Annotated in this window: 15 protein-coding genes; 6 read left to right on the top strand and 9 right to left on the bottom strand. The window is 70.9% G+C overall.

Going from position 1 to position 14,540, the window contains the following annotated elements; translation table 11 throughout:
* Window positions 1-3 precede the first annotated feature (3 nt).
* The 4 genes from K3769_RS32540 (at window position 4) to pssA (ending at window position 3,425) form a co-directional block, all read left to right on the top strand.
* Complete coding sequence (locus K3769_RS32540) at window positions 4-549, top strand: MaoC family dehydratase (protein WP_267029828.1); 546 nt, start codon at window positions 4-6, stop codon at window positions 547-549.
* A 2-nt stretch (window positions 550-551) separates the two neighbouring features.
* Window positions 552-1,757, top strand: a complete 1,206-nt coding sequence (locus K3769_RS32535; protein ID WP_267029827.1) for an acyl-CoA dehydrogenase family protein — start codon at window positions 552-554, stop codon at window positions 1,755-1,757.
* Window positions 1,758-1,927: 170 nt separating this feature from the next.
* The gene (locus K3769_RS32530; RefSeq protein ID WP_189775250.1) at window positions 1,928-2,584 is read left to right on the top strand and encodes a phosphatidylserine decarboxylase; all 657 of its coding nucleotides are present in this window, start codon (window positions 1,928-1,930) and stop codon (window positions 2,582-2,584) included.
* A gap of 22 nt (window positions 2,585-2,606) precedes the next feature.
* A complete protein-coding gene (gene pssA / locus K3769_RS32525; protein WP_267031629.1) occupies window positions 2,607-3,425 on the top strand; it encodes a CDP-diacylglycerol--serine O-phosphatidyltransferase in 819 nt (272 codons plus the stop codon).
* 147 nt (window positions 3,426-3,572) lie between these two features.
* On the opposite strand, the gene K3769_RS32520 is transcribed toward pssA, so the two are convergent.
* From K3769_RS32520 to K3769_RS32500, 5 genes are read right to left on the bottom strand one after another with little or no spacing between them, the layout of a single operon-like run.
* Window positions 3,573-4,850, bottom strand: coding sequence for an ABC transporter substrate-binding protein (locus tag K3769_RS32520; RefSeq protein WP_267029826.1), 1,278 nt, complete (start codon window positions 4,848-4,850; stop codon window positions 3,573-3,575).
* Complete coding sequence (locus K3769_RS32515; protein ID WP_372515089.1) at window positions 4,847-5,980, bottom strand: branched-chain amino acid ABC transporter permease; 1,134 nt, start codon at window positions 5,978-5,980, stop codon at window positions 4,847-4,849. The genes K3769_RS32520 and K3769_RS32515 overlap by 4 nt, the downstream gene beginning before the upstream one ends.
* Window positions 5,973-6,863 (bottom strand): branched-chain amino acid ABC transporter permease, encoded by an 891-nt coding sequence (locus K3769_RS32510; RefSeq protein ID WP_210888455.1) that lies wholly within the window; start codon window positions 6,861-6,863, stop codon window positions 5,973-5,975. Before K3769_RS32510 ends, K3769_RS32515 begins: the two co-directional genes overlap by 8 nt.
* Window positions 6,860-7,762, bottom strand: a complete 903-nt coding sequence (locus tag K3769_RS32505) for an ABC transporter ATP-binding protein (RefSeq protein WP_267029825.1) — start codon at window positions 7,760-7,762, stop codon at window positions 6,860-6,862. Before K3769_RS32505 ends, K3769_RS32510 begins: the two co-directional genes overlap by 4 nt.
* A 10-nt stretch (window positions 7,763-7,772) precedes the next feature.
* The gene (locus tag K3769_RS32500; RefSeq protein ID WP_267029824.1) at window positions 7,773-8,579 is read right to left on the bottom strand and encodes an ABC transporter ATP-binding protein; all 807 of its coding nucleotides are present in this window, start codon (window positions 8,577-8,579) and stop codon (window positions 7,773-7,775) included.
* 214 nt (window positions 8,580-8,793) lie between these two features.
* Between K3769_RS32500 and K3769_RS32495 the strand changes: the two genes are divergently transcribed.
* Window positions 8,794-9,978, top strand: coding sequence for a PucR family transcriptional regulator (locus K3769_RS32495; protein WP_267029823.1), 1,185 nt, complete (start codon window positions 8,794-8,796; stop codon window positions 9,976-9,978).
* Between the two features lie 215 nt (window positions 9,979-10,193).
* Here the strand turns inward: K3769_RS32495 and K3769_RS32490 are convergent, their stop codons facing one another.
* Window positions 10,194-11,360, bottom strand: a complete 1,167-nt coding sequence (locus K3769_RS32490) for a glycerate kinase (RefSeq protein WP_267029822.1) — start codon at window positions 11,358-11,360, stop codon at window positions 10,194-10,196.
* Between the two features lie 165 nt (window positions 11,361-11,525).
* Window positions 11,526-11,783: a hypothetical protein gene (locus K3769_RS32485; protein WP_267029821.1), complete on the bottom strand. Its 258-nt coding sequence runs from the start codon at window positions 11,781-11,783 to the stop codon at window positions 11,526-11,528.
* Window positions 11,784-11,959: 176 nt separating this feature from the next.
* Here K3769_RS32485 and K3769_RS32480 point away from each other — a divergent pair, with 176 nt between their 5' ends.
* The gene (locus K3769_RS32480; protein WP_267029820.1) at window positions 11,960-12,451 is read left to right on the top strand and encodes an NUDIX domain-containing protein; all 492 of its coding nucleotides are present in this window, start codon (window positions 11,960-11,962) and stop codon (window positions 12,449-12,451) included.
* On the opposite strand, the gene K3769_RS32475 is transcribed toward K3769_RS32480, so the two are convergent.
* Window positions 12,402-12,932 (bottom strand): methylated-DNA--[protein]-cysteine S-methyltransferase, encoded by a 531-nt coding sequence (locus tag K3769_RS32475; RefSeq protein WP_267029819.1) that lies wholly within the window; start codon window positions 12,930-12,932, stop codon window positions 12,402-12,404. The genes K3769_RS32480 and K3769_RS32475 overlap by 50 nt on opposite strands.
* Window positions 12,929-14,500, bottom strand: coding sequence for an AlkA N-terminal domain-containing protein (locus K3769_RS32470; protein WP_282566293.1), 1,572 nt, complete (start codon window positions 14,498-14,500; stop codon window positions 12,929-12,931). Before K3769_RS32470 ends, K3769_RS32475 begins: the two co-directional genes overlap by 4 nt.
* Between the last annotated feature and the right edge of the window lie 40 nt (window positions 14,501-14,540).

Here is a 14,540-nt window from a genome sequence, read left to right as displayed (position 1 = left end):
CACATGCAATTCGGGCGAACCTACGAAGAGTTCGAGGTCGGGGCGGTCTACAAGCACTGGCCAGGGAAGACCGTCACCGAGTACGACGACCACCTCTTCTGTCTGCTCACGATGAACCACCACCCGCTCCACATGGACGCCAACTACGCCGGGAGCACGACCGACTTCGGCAAGAACGTGGTGGTGGGGAACTACATCTACTCCCTCCTGCTCGGCATGTCCGTACCCGACGTGTCGGGCAAGGCGATCGCCAACCTGGAGGTCGAGTCGCTCAAGCACGTCGCGCCGACCTTCCACGGCGACACGGTCTACGGCGAGACCACGGTCCTCGACAAGACACCTTCCCGGTCGAAGAACGACCGCGGGATCGTGTACGTCGAGACCAAGGGGTACAAGCAGGACGGCACGCTGGTCTGCGTGTTCCGCCGCAAGGTGATGGTCCCCACCGAGACGTACATCAAGGAGCGCGGCGGCGAACAGCCCGGCCGCCCGGAGCTGAAGGCTCCCGCGGAGAAGAAGGCTCCGGCCGACCAGAAGACGGAGAAGTAGCCATGGCGCGACTCGCCCAGACCGCAGGTCTCACCGACATCCAGCGGGAGATCCTGTCGACCGTACGGGACTTCGTCGACAAGGAGATCATCCCGGTCGCGACCGAGCTGGAGCACCGCGACGAGTACCCGCAGGCGATCGTCGACGGTCTCAAGGAGTTGGGCCTCTTCGGCCTGATGATCCCCGAGGAGTACGGGGGCCTGGGCGAGTCGCTCCTCACCTACGCGCTGTGCGTGGAGGAGATCGCGCGCGGCTGGATGTCGGTGTCCGGCATCATCAACACCCATTTCATCGTGGCCTACATGCTCAAGCAGCACGGCACGCAGGAGCAGCGCGAGTACTTCCTGCCGCGCATGGCGGCGGGCGAGGTGCGCGGCGCGTTCTCCATGTCCGAGCCGGCACTCGGCTCCGACGTCTCGGCCATCACGTCCAAGGCGGTGAAGGACGGCGAGGAATATGTCCTGAACGGGCAGAAGATGTGGCTTACGAACGGCGGTACGTCGACACTCGTCGCCGTTCTCGTGAAAAGTGACGAAGGCCACCCTGAAGGCACCGCGCCTCACAAGTCGATGACGACCTTCCTCGTGGAGAAGGAGCCCGGTTTCGGTGAGGTCCGCCCCGGCCTGACCATCCCCGGGAAGATCGACAAGATGGGGTACAAGGGGGTCGACACCACCGAGCTGATCATGGATGGCCTGCGCATTCCGGCCAATCGGGTGCTCGGCGGCGTCACCGGCCGAGGTTTTTATCAGATGATGGACGGCGTAGAAGTGGGTCGCGTCAACGTGGCCGCGCGTGGCTGCGGTGTCGCTCAGCGTGCGTTCGAGCTGGGCGTTTCCTATGCCCAGCAGCGCCACACCTTCGGCAAACAGATCGCTCAGCACCAGGCGATCCAGTTCAAACTGGCCGAGATGGCTACCAAGGTCGAGGCCGCCCATGCGATGATGGTCAACGCGGCGCGCAAAAAGGACTCCGGGGAGCGAAACGACCTCGAAGCAGGGATGGCGAAGTACCTCGCCTCCGAATACTGCAAGGAAGTCGTGGAAGACGCCTTCCGGATCCACGGCGGCTACGGCTTCTCAAAGGAGTACGAGATCGAGCGCCTCTACCGCGAGGCGCCGATGCTGCTCATCGGTGAAGGTACCGCCGAGATCCAGAAAATGATCATCGGACGCAGGCTGCTCGAAGAGTATCGGCTGCAGGGTTAGATATACCGATTCGGGGTGTTTTCATCGAGAAGAAGATCACACCCCGTCAGCGCTCTTCGGACACCGACTCGGCTTCCTGGCTTACCCAGTTGTGGCCCGCGACCGGTACGATTCCGGGAAAGCCGCCGTCCCCAGTCACAGCGCGGCATCATCCGCTACGAAGGTCATCCATGCCCCACAGCCAAACCTCTGCACCACGCGACAGCCTGGCCGGCGTACGTCTTGCGCGCGGAGCATCGCCGTGGCTCCTCCCGACCGTCGCCACCGCAGCCCTCAGCCTGGTACGCGCGCGCAAGTCCGGCGCCGCCAAGGCCGTGGCCGTACCCGCCACCGCTCTCGCGGCGGGCATGCTGTGGTTCTTCCGCGACCCCGAGCGCGAGATCACCCAGGGCCGGGTCATCTCGCCCGCCGACGGTGTGGTGCAGAGCATCATGCCGTGGAAGGACGGGCGCACCCGCGTCGCGATCTTCATGAGCCCGCTGAACGTCCACGTCAACCGCGCTCCCCTCGCCGGGACGGTGACGTCGGTCGAGCACATCCCCGGCGGCTTCGTTCCGGCGTTCAACAAGGAGAGCGAGAACAACGAGCGCGTCGTCTGGCACTTCGACACCGAGCTCGGTGACATCGAGATGATCCAGATCGCCGGCGCGGTCGCGCGGCGCATCGTGCCGTACCTCCCGCAGGGCACGAAGGTCGAGCAGGGCGAGCGGATCGGACTGATCCGCTTCGGGTCGCGCGTCGACATCTACCTCCCCGAGGGCGTGGAGGTCGACGTGGAGGTCGGTCAGAAGACCGTGGCGGGGGTGACTCGCATTGACCGTGATTGATCCCGAGACGCAGACCGGCTGGGTGCCGGATGCCGACGAGCTGGACGACGAGGAGGAGATGCCCCTCTCTCTCCGCCTCTCAATAGCGGACACGCTCACGCTCGGTAACGCCACGTGCGGCTTCATGGCGGTGTACTTCACCACCACCGGCATCCTGATCCCGCACCTCACGGGCAGCCAGGAGACCGGCATGGCGCGGCACAGCGCCGCCACTGCCGTGATCCTGATGCTCTGCGCGGCGGTCTTCGACCTGTTCGACGGTCTGGTCGCCCGCAAGCTGCGCTCGTCCCCGATGGGCGCGGAGCTGGACAACCTCTCGGACCTGATCAGCTTCGGTCTGGCGCCGGCGTACTTCGTGCTCGTCTACGGCATGGTCGCCGACGACGCGCACCAGCGGGTGGCGGCGGTGGGCGGGATCGTGGTCCTGCTGGCGGTCGTGCTGCGACTGGCGAGATTCTCGTGCGTCACCGTCAAGGACGGCACCTTCCAGGGCATGCCGTCGCCGTTCGGCGCGCTGACGGTCGTCTCGATCGTGCTGCTCGAGCTGCCGTTCGTCGCCACGCTCATGGCGATCATCGGTACGGCCTGGCTGATGGTGAGCCGCGTCGAGTACCCGAAGCCGCGGGGACGGCTCGCGGGGGCGATGCTCTCCTGGATCGTGCTCAGCATGGCGCTGCTGGCGGCCTGGGCGTTCGACGCGCCGGGCGGGCAGCTGCTGCTGCAGACCGGGTGTGCGCTGCAGCTCGTGATGGGCGCGGTGATTCCCCTCTTCGCCACGGCTCGGAGGGTCAATAATTTCCGCGGTAACCGCCGTGAGGCCAGGGCGGCGCAGTTGCCCTAGCGGGCGGCTCGTGATGTGACGTCGAAGGGCCCCGAACCTCTACTGGTTCGGGGCCCTTCGTGCGGGGTGGCGTCGGGTGCGGATGGGCGGGGGTCGGCCGCGCAGCTCCCCGCGCCCCTGGAGGGGCCCTGCGGGCCCGCAGGGCCCTTACGCGCCCGGTGTGTACGCCTCCGCCACCGTCGAGGCCGCCGGGTCCTGGACCACCTTCATTCCTCCTGTCACCGACTTGTCGGGCTGGAGGATGACGCTCTCCTTGGAGGAGGGGGCCTTGGGGTCGGTGAAGTTCTGCGGGGTGCCGAAGCCCGTGTCCAGGGCGTCGATGGTGAGCAGGGCCTTGTCCACGCCCTCCCGGGTCAGGTCCTTGGACGCGCAGGCCTTCTTCAGGGCCTCACCGAAGGCGGTGGCGGCCGTCCAGCCGGCGACCACCCCGTTGTCCAGGGAGTCCTTCGGGTACGCCTCCTTGTAGTCGGCGACCAGCTTCTCGGCACCCGGGGTGTCCGCGCCGATGGGCAGCGAGGGCGAGGCCACCCAGTAGTTCTTCGCCAGGGCCGGCCCGGCCTGGGTGGCCAGCAGCTGCGGGGCGAAGGCCGAGTTGTTGCCGATGATCGGGACGTTGAACCCGCCCGCCGCGGCGACGCCGACCAGGGAGGCCGCCTGACGGGGGCCCGCGCTGAGCACGACCGCCTTCACACCGGCCTTCTTCAGGGCCGCGACCTGCGCGGTCATGTCGTTGTCGGTCGGCTTGATCTTCTGCTCGACGACGGTCAGCCCGGCCTCCTTCGCGATGTGCTTCGAGCCGGCCAGCGCGCTCTCGCCGTAGTCGCCCTCGAAGTAGACGTGCCCGAGCTTGTCGCCCTTCTTGAGGCCCTTCTCCTTCATCAGGAAGTCGACGGCGTTGATCGTCTCGATGTCGTACGTGGAGCCGATGACGCGGATGTAGGGGCTGCCGAGCAGGGCCGACGACCAGGCCTGCGGCAGGACCAGGCCCTTGTCCTGACCGTCGATGCGCGGCTTGGCCGCGGCGACGAACGGCGAGCCGATGAACTGGGCGAACCCGAGCACCTTGGGCGCCAGCTCGGTGTAGGCGGAGACGGCCTTCTGCGGGTCGTAGCCGTGGTCGCGGACGGTCAGCTCGACCTTGTAGCCGCACACGCCCCCGTCGGCGTTCAGCTGCTTCACATAGAGCTGCTGGGCCTGGGTGACGCTCTTGCCGAGGGTCGCGTAGACCCCCGTCATGTCGGTGAGGGCGCCCAGCGCGATGGTCTTGCCGGAAATGCCCTCGCCGGTCTTCACCTCTCCCGCGGCGCCCTTCTTGTCGCCCTCGTCGTCGTTCTTGGCCTTGGAGCTGCAGCCGGACAGCAGCAGCAGCGCCGCGATCGCCCCGGCGGCCACCCTGGTCGTGCGGGCCGTGTTCATCGTGCTCATCGTTCCTCCCCTGGATCGGTCCTGAAGCGTCGTCCGGCGGCCACCCTGGCCAGGCCGCCGGGAAGGAAGAGCACCACCACGACAATGGCGGCGCCGTAGAGGTACCGGGATGCCTCCCCCGGTGCGATCCCGCCCGTGCCGGGGGCGGAGACCAGGGGCAGCGCATCGCTGTAGCGGGTCAGCAGCTGCGGCAGCACGGAGACGAACACCGCGCCGATCACCGCGCCCGAGACCGAGCCGAGCCCGCCGATGACGATCATGGCGAGGTATTCGAGCGACAGCGTGATGCCGAAGTAGTCCGGCACCGTCCGCTGGAAGACCAGGGCGAGCAGCACGCCCGCGAGGCCCGCGTACATCGAGGACAGGACGAAGACGGCGGCCCGGTAGCGGGCCACGGGGACGCCCATGACGCCGGCCGCGATGCGGTGGTCGCGGATCGCGTTCATGGCCCGTCCGGGACGCCCGCGCAGCACCCCGCGGGCGAAGAGCGCGCCGGCGAGGAGCAGCACGAGGGCCGCGTACCAGAGCTTCTCCGCGGAGCCGAACGGGACGTTCGCGACCAGCAGCTCACTGTCGTCGAAGGTCAGCCCGAACAGGCTCAGGGGCGGTACGTCCCGGCCGTTGAAGCCGCCGGTGAGGTCCTTGGCGTTGAACAGCACATGCTGGCCGATGAAGATCAGCGCGAGCGTGGCGATGCCCAGGTAGGCGCCGTGCAGGCGTCCCGCGATGGGGCTGAAGACGCCGCCGGCCAGGCCCGCGACCAGCACGGCGAGGACGGCCGCGAGCCAGGTCGGCAGGCCGAGGCCGGTGAGCCCGTCACCGCCGTCCGCGGCGAACACGCAGTAGCCGTACGCGCCGACCGCGAGGAAGAAGGCGTGCCCCATGGAGAGCTGGCCGGTGGAGCCGGTCAGCAGGTTGAGCCCGATCGCGCCGATCGCCGCGGCCATCGCGAAGAGGCCGGCCTGGAGCCAGAACCGGTCCAGGTAGAAGGGCAGGGCGAGCAGCAGGAGGGCGCCGGCGGCCCAGACGTACGTACGGGCGCGGATGGGGAAGCGCCTCGGGCGGCGGGCGGAGGTCTCGGATGCGGGTGCTGCGGAGACCGGTGCTTCGGAGACGGGTGTCTCAGACACGGGCCAGCTCCTTCGTGCCGAACAGCCCGGCGGGCCGGATGAGCAGGATCACGGTCATCACGAGGTAGGGGGCCACATCGCCCAGCCCCCGGCCCAGGAAGGACAGTTCGCTCTGGTAGCCGGTCGCGAGGGATTCCGTGACGCCGACGATCAGACCGCCGACGAGTGCTCCGGTGGTGGAGTCGAGGCCGCCGAGGATCGCGGCGGGGAAGGCCTTGAGGGCGGCGAGCGAGGTGGCCCGCTCCAGGCCCGGGGTGGGGAAGACGGTCAGGAACAGGGCGGCCACGGCGGCGAGTCCGCCCGCCACCGCCCAGGCACCGAGCGAGACCCGCCCGAGCCGTACGCCCATCAGCGCGGCCGTCTCCGTGCTCTCGGCGGCGGCCCGCATCGCCACTCCCCAGGAGGTGTAGCGGAAGGTGAGCAGGAAGGCCGTGATGAGCAGGCCCGCGGTGACGAAGGCGGCGATGCGCGTGTGGGCCAGCGAGATGGAGCCGATGGTGAGCACGTCGTCGCCCCACGGGTCGCCGAGCGGCAGGACGTCGGTGCCGATGCGGCGGGTGAGTTCCGTGGTGAGCAGGATGTCCACGCCGATGGTGACGATCGCGAGAACGCTGTGGTCGGAGCCCCGGTAGCGGCGCATCACGAAGAACTCGACGGCCGCCCCGACCAGGGCCGCCCCGGCGATCCCGGCGAGCAGGGCGGGCCAGAAGCCGATGTCGTCGTGGAGGACGGCAGTGATGTACCCGCCGGCCAGCAGCAGGGACGCGTGGGCGAAGTTGACGACCTCGGTGGCCCGGAAGATGACCACGAAGCCGAGGGCGATGAGGGCGTAGACCGATCCCATCGAGAGCCCGTTGAGGAGGAGTTCGGCGAAGGTGCTCACTGCGTGGTCTCCTCTTTCCCGGAGTCTTTCGCGGAGCGCCCGGCCCTTTCGGGCTCCTCGGAACGCTCCCCCAGGTAGGCGCGTACGACCGCCGGATCGTTCTGTACGTCGGCGGGGGCGCCGTCCGCGATACGGCGCCCGAAGTCGAGTACGGTCACCGCGTCGGCGAGCCGCATCACCACCCCCATGTCGTGTTCCACCAGGACGATCGAGATGCCGAGGCTGTCGCGGACCCCCGCGATCACGGCGGAGGTACGGATCCGCTCGTCGGCGGTCATGCCCGCGACCGGCTCGTCCAGGAGCAGCAGCCGGGGCTCCATGCACAGGGCGCGGGCGAGTTCGGCGAGCTTCTGCTGGCCGTACGGCAGCGAGCCCGCCGGACGGCCGAGGCAGGACGAGATACCGACGAACTCGGCGATCTCCCGGACGCGTGCGCGGTGACGGCGCTCCTCACGGGCCGCCGCGGGCAGCTTCAGGCCCGCGGCCAGGAAACCGGTACGGGTCAGCCGGTGCCGGCCCAGCAGGAGGCTGTCCTCGACCGTGGCGAGCGGCGGCAGGGCGAGGTTCTGGAAGATGCGGGCGACGCCCAGATCGGCGATGCGGTGCGGAGGCATCCCGGTCAGTTCGTGCGCGCCGAAGCGGACGCTGCCCGAGGTGGCGCGGTAGACGCCGGACAGCACGTTGAAGCAGGTGGACTTGCCTGCGCCGTTGGGGCCGATGAGGGCGTGGACGGTGCCGGGGCGGACGGTGAAGTCCACGGCGTCCAGGGCGGTCAGACCGGCGAAGCGCACGGTCAGGTCCCGTACCTCCAGCGGCGGCGGTGCGTCCGTGTCGGTCCCGGGGCCCTGACGGGAGCCGGGGCCGGGTGAAGTGGGCTGTGGTGGCGCGTCGTTCGTCATGGTGAAGTGCTCACCCCTTCCATCGGGTCAGCGCCGGGTGCGAGGCGCGGGCCCGCTCGGCGTCGGCCGCCGCGTCCTCGTCGACCACGCCCAGATAGCGGCGGCGCACCTCGTCGGAGGCGGCCAGTTCGTCGGCGGGCCCCGACAGGGTGACCTCGCCGACCTCCAGGACGTACGCGCGGGTGGCCAGCCGCAGGGCCAGGGCGGCGTTCTGCTCGACGAGCAGGATCGAGGTGCCCTGCGTGTTGATCTCCCGTACCGTCTCGGCGATCCGGGCCGCCATCAACGGGGCGAGCCCCAGGGAGGGTTCGTCCAGGAGCAGCATCCTCGGGCCGGCCATCAGGGCGCGGCCGACGGCGAGCATCTGCTGTTCCCCGCCGGACAGCAGACCGGCGTGCTGCTGGGCGCGGTCGGCGAGGACGGGGAACAGTTCGTGGACGCGGCGCAGTGCGGCGGCCCGCCCGGCTCGGCCCCCGGTGGCGCCGAGCGCTCCCGCCCGCAGGTTGTCGGCGACGGTCATCCGGGCGAACACCCGGCGCCCTTCCGGGATCTGGGAGATCCCGGCGGCCACCACCCGGTCCGGTGGGAGAGCGCCGAGCGGGCGGCCGTCGAACTCGACCGTGCCGCCGGTGACCGCGCCGCCGTGGAAGGACAGGGTCCGGCAGATGGCCCGCAGGAGGGTCGTCTTGCCCGCGCCGTTGCCGCCGAGGACCGTGACCACGGCGCCCTCCGGGACCTCCAGGGACACCTGGCGCAGCGCTCGTACGGGACCGTATCCGACCGAAAGGTCCCGTACGGCCAGCCCCGGACCACCCATGGCATTCCCCCTGTCATCGCGCTTCCGCTCGGCCGGCACCCGGCGTGTGCACGTCCGGTGTGGCGCTCACCACAGCATCGGCGCGGGCGTCCGTCCACGGGGTGCGGGCGAATCGCTGCGGGTGACCAGCGGGTGCGGGCAGGCGTTGTGCGCGCGCACAACACCGCGTGTCAGGGGCCTGTGCGGGGCGGCACACAGGTGGCATCCTCCGGCCATGGGAGCCCGCAGAAGGCGTACCGGTCATGACTGGAAGCTGCTCGCCGCGTCCTGCACGGCGCTGCTGGAGCGGCTGCCGGAGCTGGTCGACGAGCACATGCGGCAACTGGCCGAACACTCCCCCGTCTACGGGGAGTTCCTGCCGTACGACCAGCAGTGGCGGGAGGCCGAGGAGGCGATGCGGATCGGGATCGAGACGATCTCCGCGCCCCGGGACTCGCCGCGCCGCGATCTGGAGTACGCGGAGGACGCGGGCCGGCGCCGGGCCCAGCAGGGCCTGCCGCTGGAGCTGCTGGTGCACGCGTACCGCTCGGCGGGCTATCTGGTGTGGGACGCGCTGCTGGAGGCGGCGACCGGCAAAGAACCGGACCGTCTCGGTGTGCTGATGCGGTCGGCGACCATGGTGTGGTCCGCCGTGGACGCGCAGGCCGCGGCCGCGACCGAGGCGTACCGGGCAACCGAGATGGAGCTTCGGCGGCGTACCGACGAACGGCTCCAGGCGCTGCTCGACGCGCTCCTGGAGGGCCAGGAGGCGCCAGGTCTCGCGGCGCGGGCCGCCGCCGGTCTCGACCTTCCCGAGCGGGGTCCGTACGCCGTGGTCGTGCTGCGCTCGGAGCGGCGGGAGCCGTTGCGGCGGCCCGTGGAGGGGGCGGGGCTGCGGTTCGTCTGGCGGATGCGGGCCGACTGCGAGGTGGGGGTGGTGGCCCTCGGGCCCGGGCAGGGGCTCGACGGGGTCGCCCGGGCGCTCGACGGGCGCTGTTCCGGTCCCGGCGGGATCAGTCCGGTGGTCGCGGGGCTCGCCGAGCTGGGGCGGGCGCGGCGGCTCGCCGAACTGGCCCTGCGTACGTGTCCGCCGGACGCGAGTGCCGTCGTGCGGCTCGATCAGCGGATGCCCACGGCGCTCGTCGTCAGCCAGCCGGAGCTGGCGGCGCGGCTGGTGGCGGATGTGTTCGGGGCGCTGCTGGAACTCGAACCGCCCGATCGGGCCGTGCTGTTGGAGACGCTGGACGCGTGGCTGAGTTGTGAGGGGTCCGCGGGGCGGGCGGCGGGACGGTTGTACTGCCACCGGAACACGGTGTTCAACCGTCTGCGGCGGCTGGAGCAGCTGACGACGCGGTCGTTGGCGCGACCGCGGGACCTGATCGAGATGACACTGGCACTGGACGCGTACCGCTTGGCGTAGAACACTCCCTCGCCCCCGCCGCCCCTACCCTTCCCGTCACTGCATGGGGCTGCGCCTCGCTCCTTCGTCCTCAACGCCGGACGGGCTGAAAGACATCTTTCAGCCCGTCCGGCGTTTGAGGAACGAGCGCGCGCGCGATACGGGGGCGAGGGGGCGCAGCCCCCATGTGTGGACGGGAACGGGTAGGGGCGGCGGGGGCGAGGGAACGTTTCGGGTCAGGTCAGGAAGTCCTGGGCGATTTGTTCCGCGACGGTTTCCAGGATGGGGCCCGCATCCGCGATGCACCGCCCCACATCCGGCTCGACATCCGTCAGCGGATACACCCGCCGAATCCCGGCCCGCCCCAGCGCCTCAGGAGCCAGAGCCAACCGCCCGCACACGGCGACGACCTCCTTGCCGGCCGCCCGCGCAGCCGCCGCCACCCCCGCGGGCGCCTTCCCATGGAGGGTCTGCTCGTCCAGCGACCCCTCCCCCGTGATGACGAGCGTCGCCCGCTCCAGCGCGGACGCGAACCCCAGCACGTCGAGCATGACCTCGATCCCGGGCCGGAAACGCGCACCGAGGCCCACCAGGGCCCCGTACCCGATACCGCCCGCGGCCCCCGCCCCGGGCGCGACCGCGTACTCAGCGGCCCGGCCCCCGACCGACTTCTCCAGGATCGCGGCAAAGTGCGCGAGGCCCGCGTCGAGCACCGCGACCTCGTCCGGGGAGGCGCCCTTCTGCGGCCCGTACACCGCCGCCGCGCCCTTCGGCCCGGTCAGCGGATTGTCCACGTCGCTCGCGAGGACCACGTCGACGGCGGCGAGCCGGGCATCGAGACCGGTCAGGTCCGCCGTGGCGAGTTCTCCGAGGGAACCGCCCCCGGGCGGTACGGGCTCGCCGTCCTCGTCGAAGAACCGGGCCCCGAGCGCGGCCAGCATCCCGGCCCCGCCGTCGGTGGTCGCGCTGCCCCCGACGCCGAAGACGATCGTCCGCGCCCCGGCGTCGAGCGCGGCCCGCAGCAGCTCCCCGGTGCCGTACGTGGACGCCGTGAGCGGCGCGAACGTGCCGGCGGGCAGCCGCTGCAGCCCGCTGGCCTCGGCCATCTCCACGACCGCGGTCCCCTCGCGCAGGGCGAACGCCGCGGTGACCTCGTCACCGAGCGGCCCCGCGACCCGTACCTCGTGGCGTTCGAACCCGGCGGCGACCGCCGCGGCGACCGTGCCGTCACCGCCGTCGGCCACCGGGAGCGCCTCGACCTCGACCCGGGGCGCGATCCGGCGCAGTCCCGCTGTCACCCGCTCGGCCACCTGCACGGCCGTGAGCGAGCCCTTGAACTTGTCCGCGGCGATGAGTACGCGCTGGATCTGGCTGCCGGTCCGGTTCACTGCAGCGTCCGCCACCTGTGTTCCCCTTGCTCTTCGGGCCTTGCACATGTCAAGGCAGTCGCGCCGCTGCGACCCTAACCGCAGGAGGGGGCCGCTGCCCAGGGCCGGTTCTCAGGACCCGGACAGCGGCCGGACAGGCTTGCCGGGACGGCGGCGGAACGGCGGCGGAACGGCGGCGGGTCAGCCGGCGTCGGTTCCGCGCGAGTCGTAGAGCTGGTGCGTCAGCGTTCCCTTGTGCCCGAACGGGATGCTGATGTGCTCCAGCACATCCTCCAGCAGATCGAGGTCCCCGGTCCGCACACCGACGTCCCCGGTGGTGACCAGAGGCTCGGCGGGGGCGGCCTGGGCGACGGCGGCACCCGGACCGGACAGGACGGCGGCGACCGCGACGGCACCGGCTCCGGCCGCGAGGACCGTCGTACGGCTCAACGACTTCATGGGACTCCCAACGCGCAACACGCAATACGAATAAAACCTGACGACCTTCTCATGTGGTGCGGTGCAGTATGTATGCAGAACCGCTGAGACCGAGAGGAATTCGACAGACCGGATGTAACCCCGTCACGCGTTGACGATCTTGCGGAACCTCCCGTCGGTCTCGCTAGGCTGGCCCGATGACCACCGCTGACTACGCCACGTACATCGCGGGCCTTCCCCGCGTGCTCGTCGGCGCCGCCGCTCTCTTCCGTGACCCCGAGGGCCGTGTGCTGCTCGTCGAGCCCAACTACCGGGCGGGCTGGGCGTTGCCGGGCGGGACCGTGGAGTCGGACGCCGGCGAGACCCCCAGGCAGGGGGCCCACCGGGAGACCCTGGAGGAGATCGGCCTGGACCTGGAGATCGGCAGGCTGCTCGCGGTGGACTGGGTGCCCGGTACGGAGCGGCCCCCGATCGTGGCGTACCTGTACGACGGTGGAGTCCTGTCGGAGGAGCAGTTCAAGTCGATCCGCCTCCAGGAGGCGGAGTTGCTCTCCTGGCGGCTGGTCCCGCGCGAGGAGCTGACCGGTCACATGCCGGGCTCCCTGGGCCGCCGCGTGCTCGCCGCACTCGACGTACTCGTCACGGGCGCGGGAACGGCGGAGCTGGAGAACGGCGATCCGGTCGGCTGACGAGCGGGTCCGCTCCCCGCTCGAAGTCCAGCAGCCGCCGCTTGCGTTCCAGGCCGCCGCCGTAGCCCGTCAGGCTGCCGTCCGCGCCCACCACGCGATGGCAGGGCACGATGATGCCGAGCGGGTTCTTGCCGTTGGCGAGGCCCACCGCCCGCGACGCCTTCGGATTGCCGAGGGCGTCCGCGAGTTGACCGTACGAACGGGTCTCGCCGTACGGGATCCTGCGGAGCTCCGCCCAGACGGAGCGCTGGAACGGGGTGCCGTGCAGGTGCAGTCGGACGGAGAAGTCCTGCAACTCGCCGGCGAAGTAGGCCCGTAGTTCCTCGGTCGCCTCGGCGAACGGCAGGTCGTCCGGGTCGCCGAAGCTGTCCTCCGGCGGGCGGTGGCGCTGGTCGGTCATGTAGAGCCCGGAGAGGACGCCGTCGGTGGCGACCAGCGTGAGCGGGCCGTACGGGCTGTCGATGACGGTGTGCTGTTTCACTGGACGCCCTTCTCTGCGTGAGCTGCTTGTTCGGGTTGTTCTGGTTGTTCGGGTTGTTCAGGTTGTTCGGGTTGTCCGGGGAGGAAGTTGACCGGGTGCGTGCCCGTCGCCCACAGGTACTGGACGGCGTACGCGCGCCAGGGCCGCCAGTCCGCGGCCCGCGCCGTCAGGGCGGCAGGCGTGGACGGCAGCCCCAGGTCCCGTGCCGCGTAACGGATGCCGAGGTCGGTGACCGGGAACGCGTCGGGGTCGCCCAGCGCCCGCATGGCGATGACCTCGACCGTCCAGGGCCCGAAGCCGGGCAGGGCGAGCAGCCGGGCCCTGGTCTCCGCCCAGTCACCCTCGACGCCCAGCTTCAGTGTGCCGTCGGCCAGTCGGCCCACGAGTGTGGTGAGGGTGGTCCGGCGAGTGGCCGGCATGGCGAGCGCTTCGGGGTCGAGTGCCGCCAGGTCCTCGGCGGACGGGAAGAGGTGGGTGAGGCCGCCCTCGGGATCGTCGACCCTCTCACCGTGCGCCGCGACCAGGCGTCCCGCGTGCGTGCGGGCGGCGGCCGTGGACACCTGCTGCCCCAGCACCGCCCGTACGGCGAACTCGGCCTCGTCGACCGTACGGGGCACGCGGCGGCCCGGCGCCTTGTCGACGAGCGGCGCCAGCACCGGATCCGTCCGCAACTGGTCGTCGACCGCCACCGGATCCGCGTCCAGGTCGAGCATGCGGCGGCAGCGGCTGATGGCGACGGTCAGGTCGCGCAGGTCGCTGAGGGTGAGCCGGCAGCCGATGTGGTCGGGCCGCGGAGCGAGGGCGACCACACCGTGGCCGTACGGCAGCCGCAGGGTGCGCCGGTACGCGCCGTCGCGCCACTCCTCCACCCCGGGTACGGCGGTGGCGGCGAGGTGGCCGAAGAGGTTGTCGGGGTTGAGCGGGGCCCGGAAGGGGAGGCGGAGCGCCAACACACCAGGTGCGGCGGTGGAGTTGGCGGCATCGGCGCGGTTCCTCGGCGCCCTGGTGCGCAGCTCGCTCGGGGCGAGCGCGAAGACCTCGCGGACCGTGTCGTTGAAGGTGCGGACGGAGGAGAACCCCGCCGCGAAGGCGATCTCGGCCATCGGGAGCGGTGTCGTCTCGATGAGCAGCCGCGCGGTCTGGGCACGCTGGGCGCGGGCCAGGGCGAGCGGGCCCGCGCCCAGTTCGGCGAGGAGCTGTCGTTCGATCTGCCGGGTGCTGTAGCCGAGGCGGGTGGCGAGCCCCGGCACGCCCTCGCGGTCCACGATCCCGTCGCCGATGAGCCGCATCGCGCGGGCCACGAGGTCGGCGCGCAGGTTCCACTCGGGCGAGCCGGGGCTCGTGTCGGGACGGCAGCGCTTGCAGGCCCGGAACCCGGCCTGCTGGCAGGCGGCGGCGCTCGGGTAGAACGTCATGTTCTCCGGCTTCGGAGGCACGACGGGGCAGCTGGGCCGGCAGTAGATCCGCGTGGTCAGGACAGCGGTGAAGAACCAGCCGTCGAAGCGGGCGTCCTTCGACTGGACGGCGCGCACACAGCGCTCGGTCTCGGCGTGCATCCCGTTCTGCATGCCCCCCAGCATCGCCCTCGGTCAGGGCGATGGCTGGCGG

It is taken from the genome of Streptomyces ortus, assembly GCF_026341275.1.
Classification (GTDB): domain Bacteria; phylum Actinomycetota; class Actinomycetes; order Streptomycetales; family Streptomycetaceae; genus Streptomyces; species Streptomyces ortus.
This window is presented reverse-complemented; position numbering and strand designations above follow the sequence as displayed.

Excerpts from the sequence above, each read along its gene's own strand:
- K3769_RS32540 (WP_267029828.1), top strand. The coding sequence starts at position 4 with ATGCAATTCGGGCGAACCTACGAAGAGTTCGAGGTCGGGGCGGTCTAC.
- K3769_RS32535 (WP_267029827.1), top strand. The coding sequence starts at position 552 with ATGGCGCGACTCGCCCAGACCGCAGGTCTCACCGACATCCAGCGGGAG.
- K3769_RS32530 (WP_189775250.1), top strand. The coding sequence starts at position 1,928 with ATGCCCCACAGCCAAACCTCTGCACCACGCGACAGCCTGGCCGGCGTA.
- K3769_RS32520 (WP_267029826.1), bottom strand. The coding sequence starts at position 4,850 with ATGAGCACGATGAACACGGCCCGCACGACCAGGGTGGCCGCCGGGGCG.
- K3769_RS32505 (WP_267029825.1), bottom strand. The coding sequence starts at position 7,762 with ATGACGAACGACGCGCCACCACAGCCCACTTCACCCGGCCCCGGCTCC.
- K3769_RS32500 (WP_267029824.1), bottom strand. The coding sequence starts at position 8,579 with ATGGGTGGTCCGGGGCTGGCCGTACGGGACCTTTCGGTCGGATACGGT.
- K3769_RS32495 (WP_267029823.1), top strand. The coding sequence starts at position 8,794 with ATGGGAGCCCGCAGAAGGCGTACCGGTCATGACTGGAAGCTGCTCGCC.
- K3769_RS32485 (WP_267029821.1), bottom strand. The coding sequence starts at position 11,783 with ATGAAGTCGTTGAGCCGTACGACGGTCCTCGCGGCCGGAGCCGGTGCC.
- K3769_RS32480 (WP_267029820.1), top strand. The coding sequence starts at position 11,960 with ATGACCACCGCTGACTACGCCACGTACATCGCGGGCCTTCCCCGCGTG.
- K3769_RS32470 (WP_282566293.1), bottom strand. The coding sequence starts at position 14,500 with ATGCAGAACGGGATGCACGCCGAGACCGAGCGCTGTGTGCGCGCCGTC.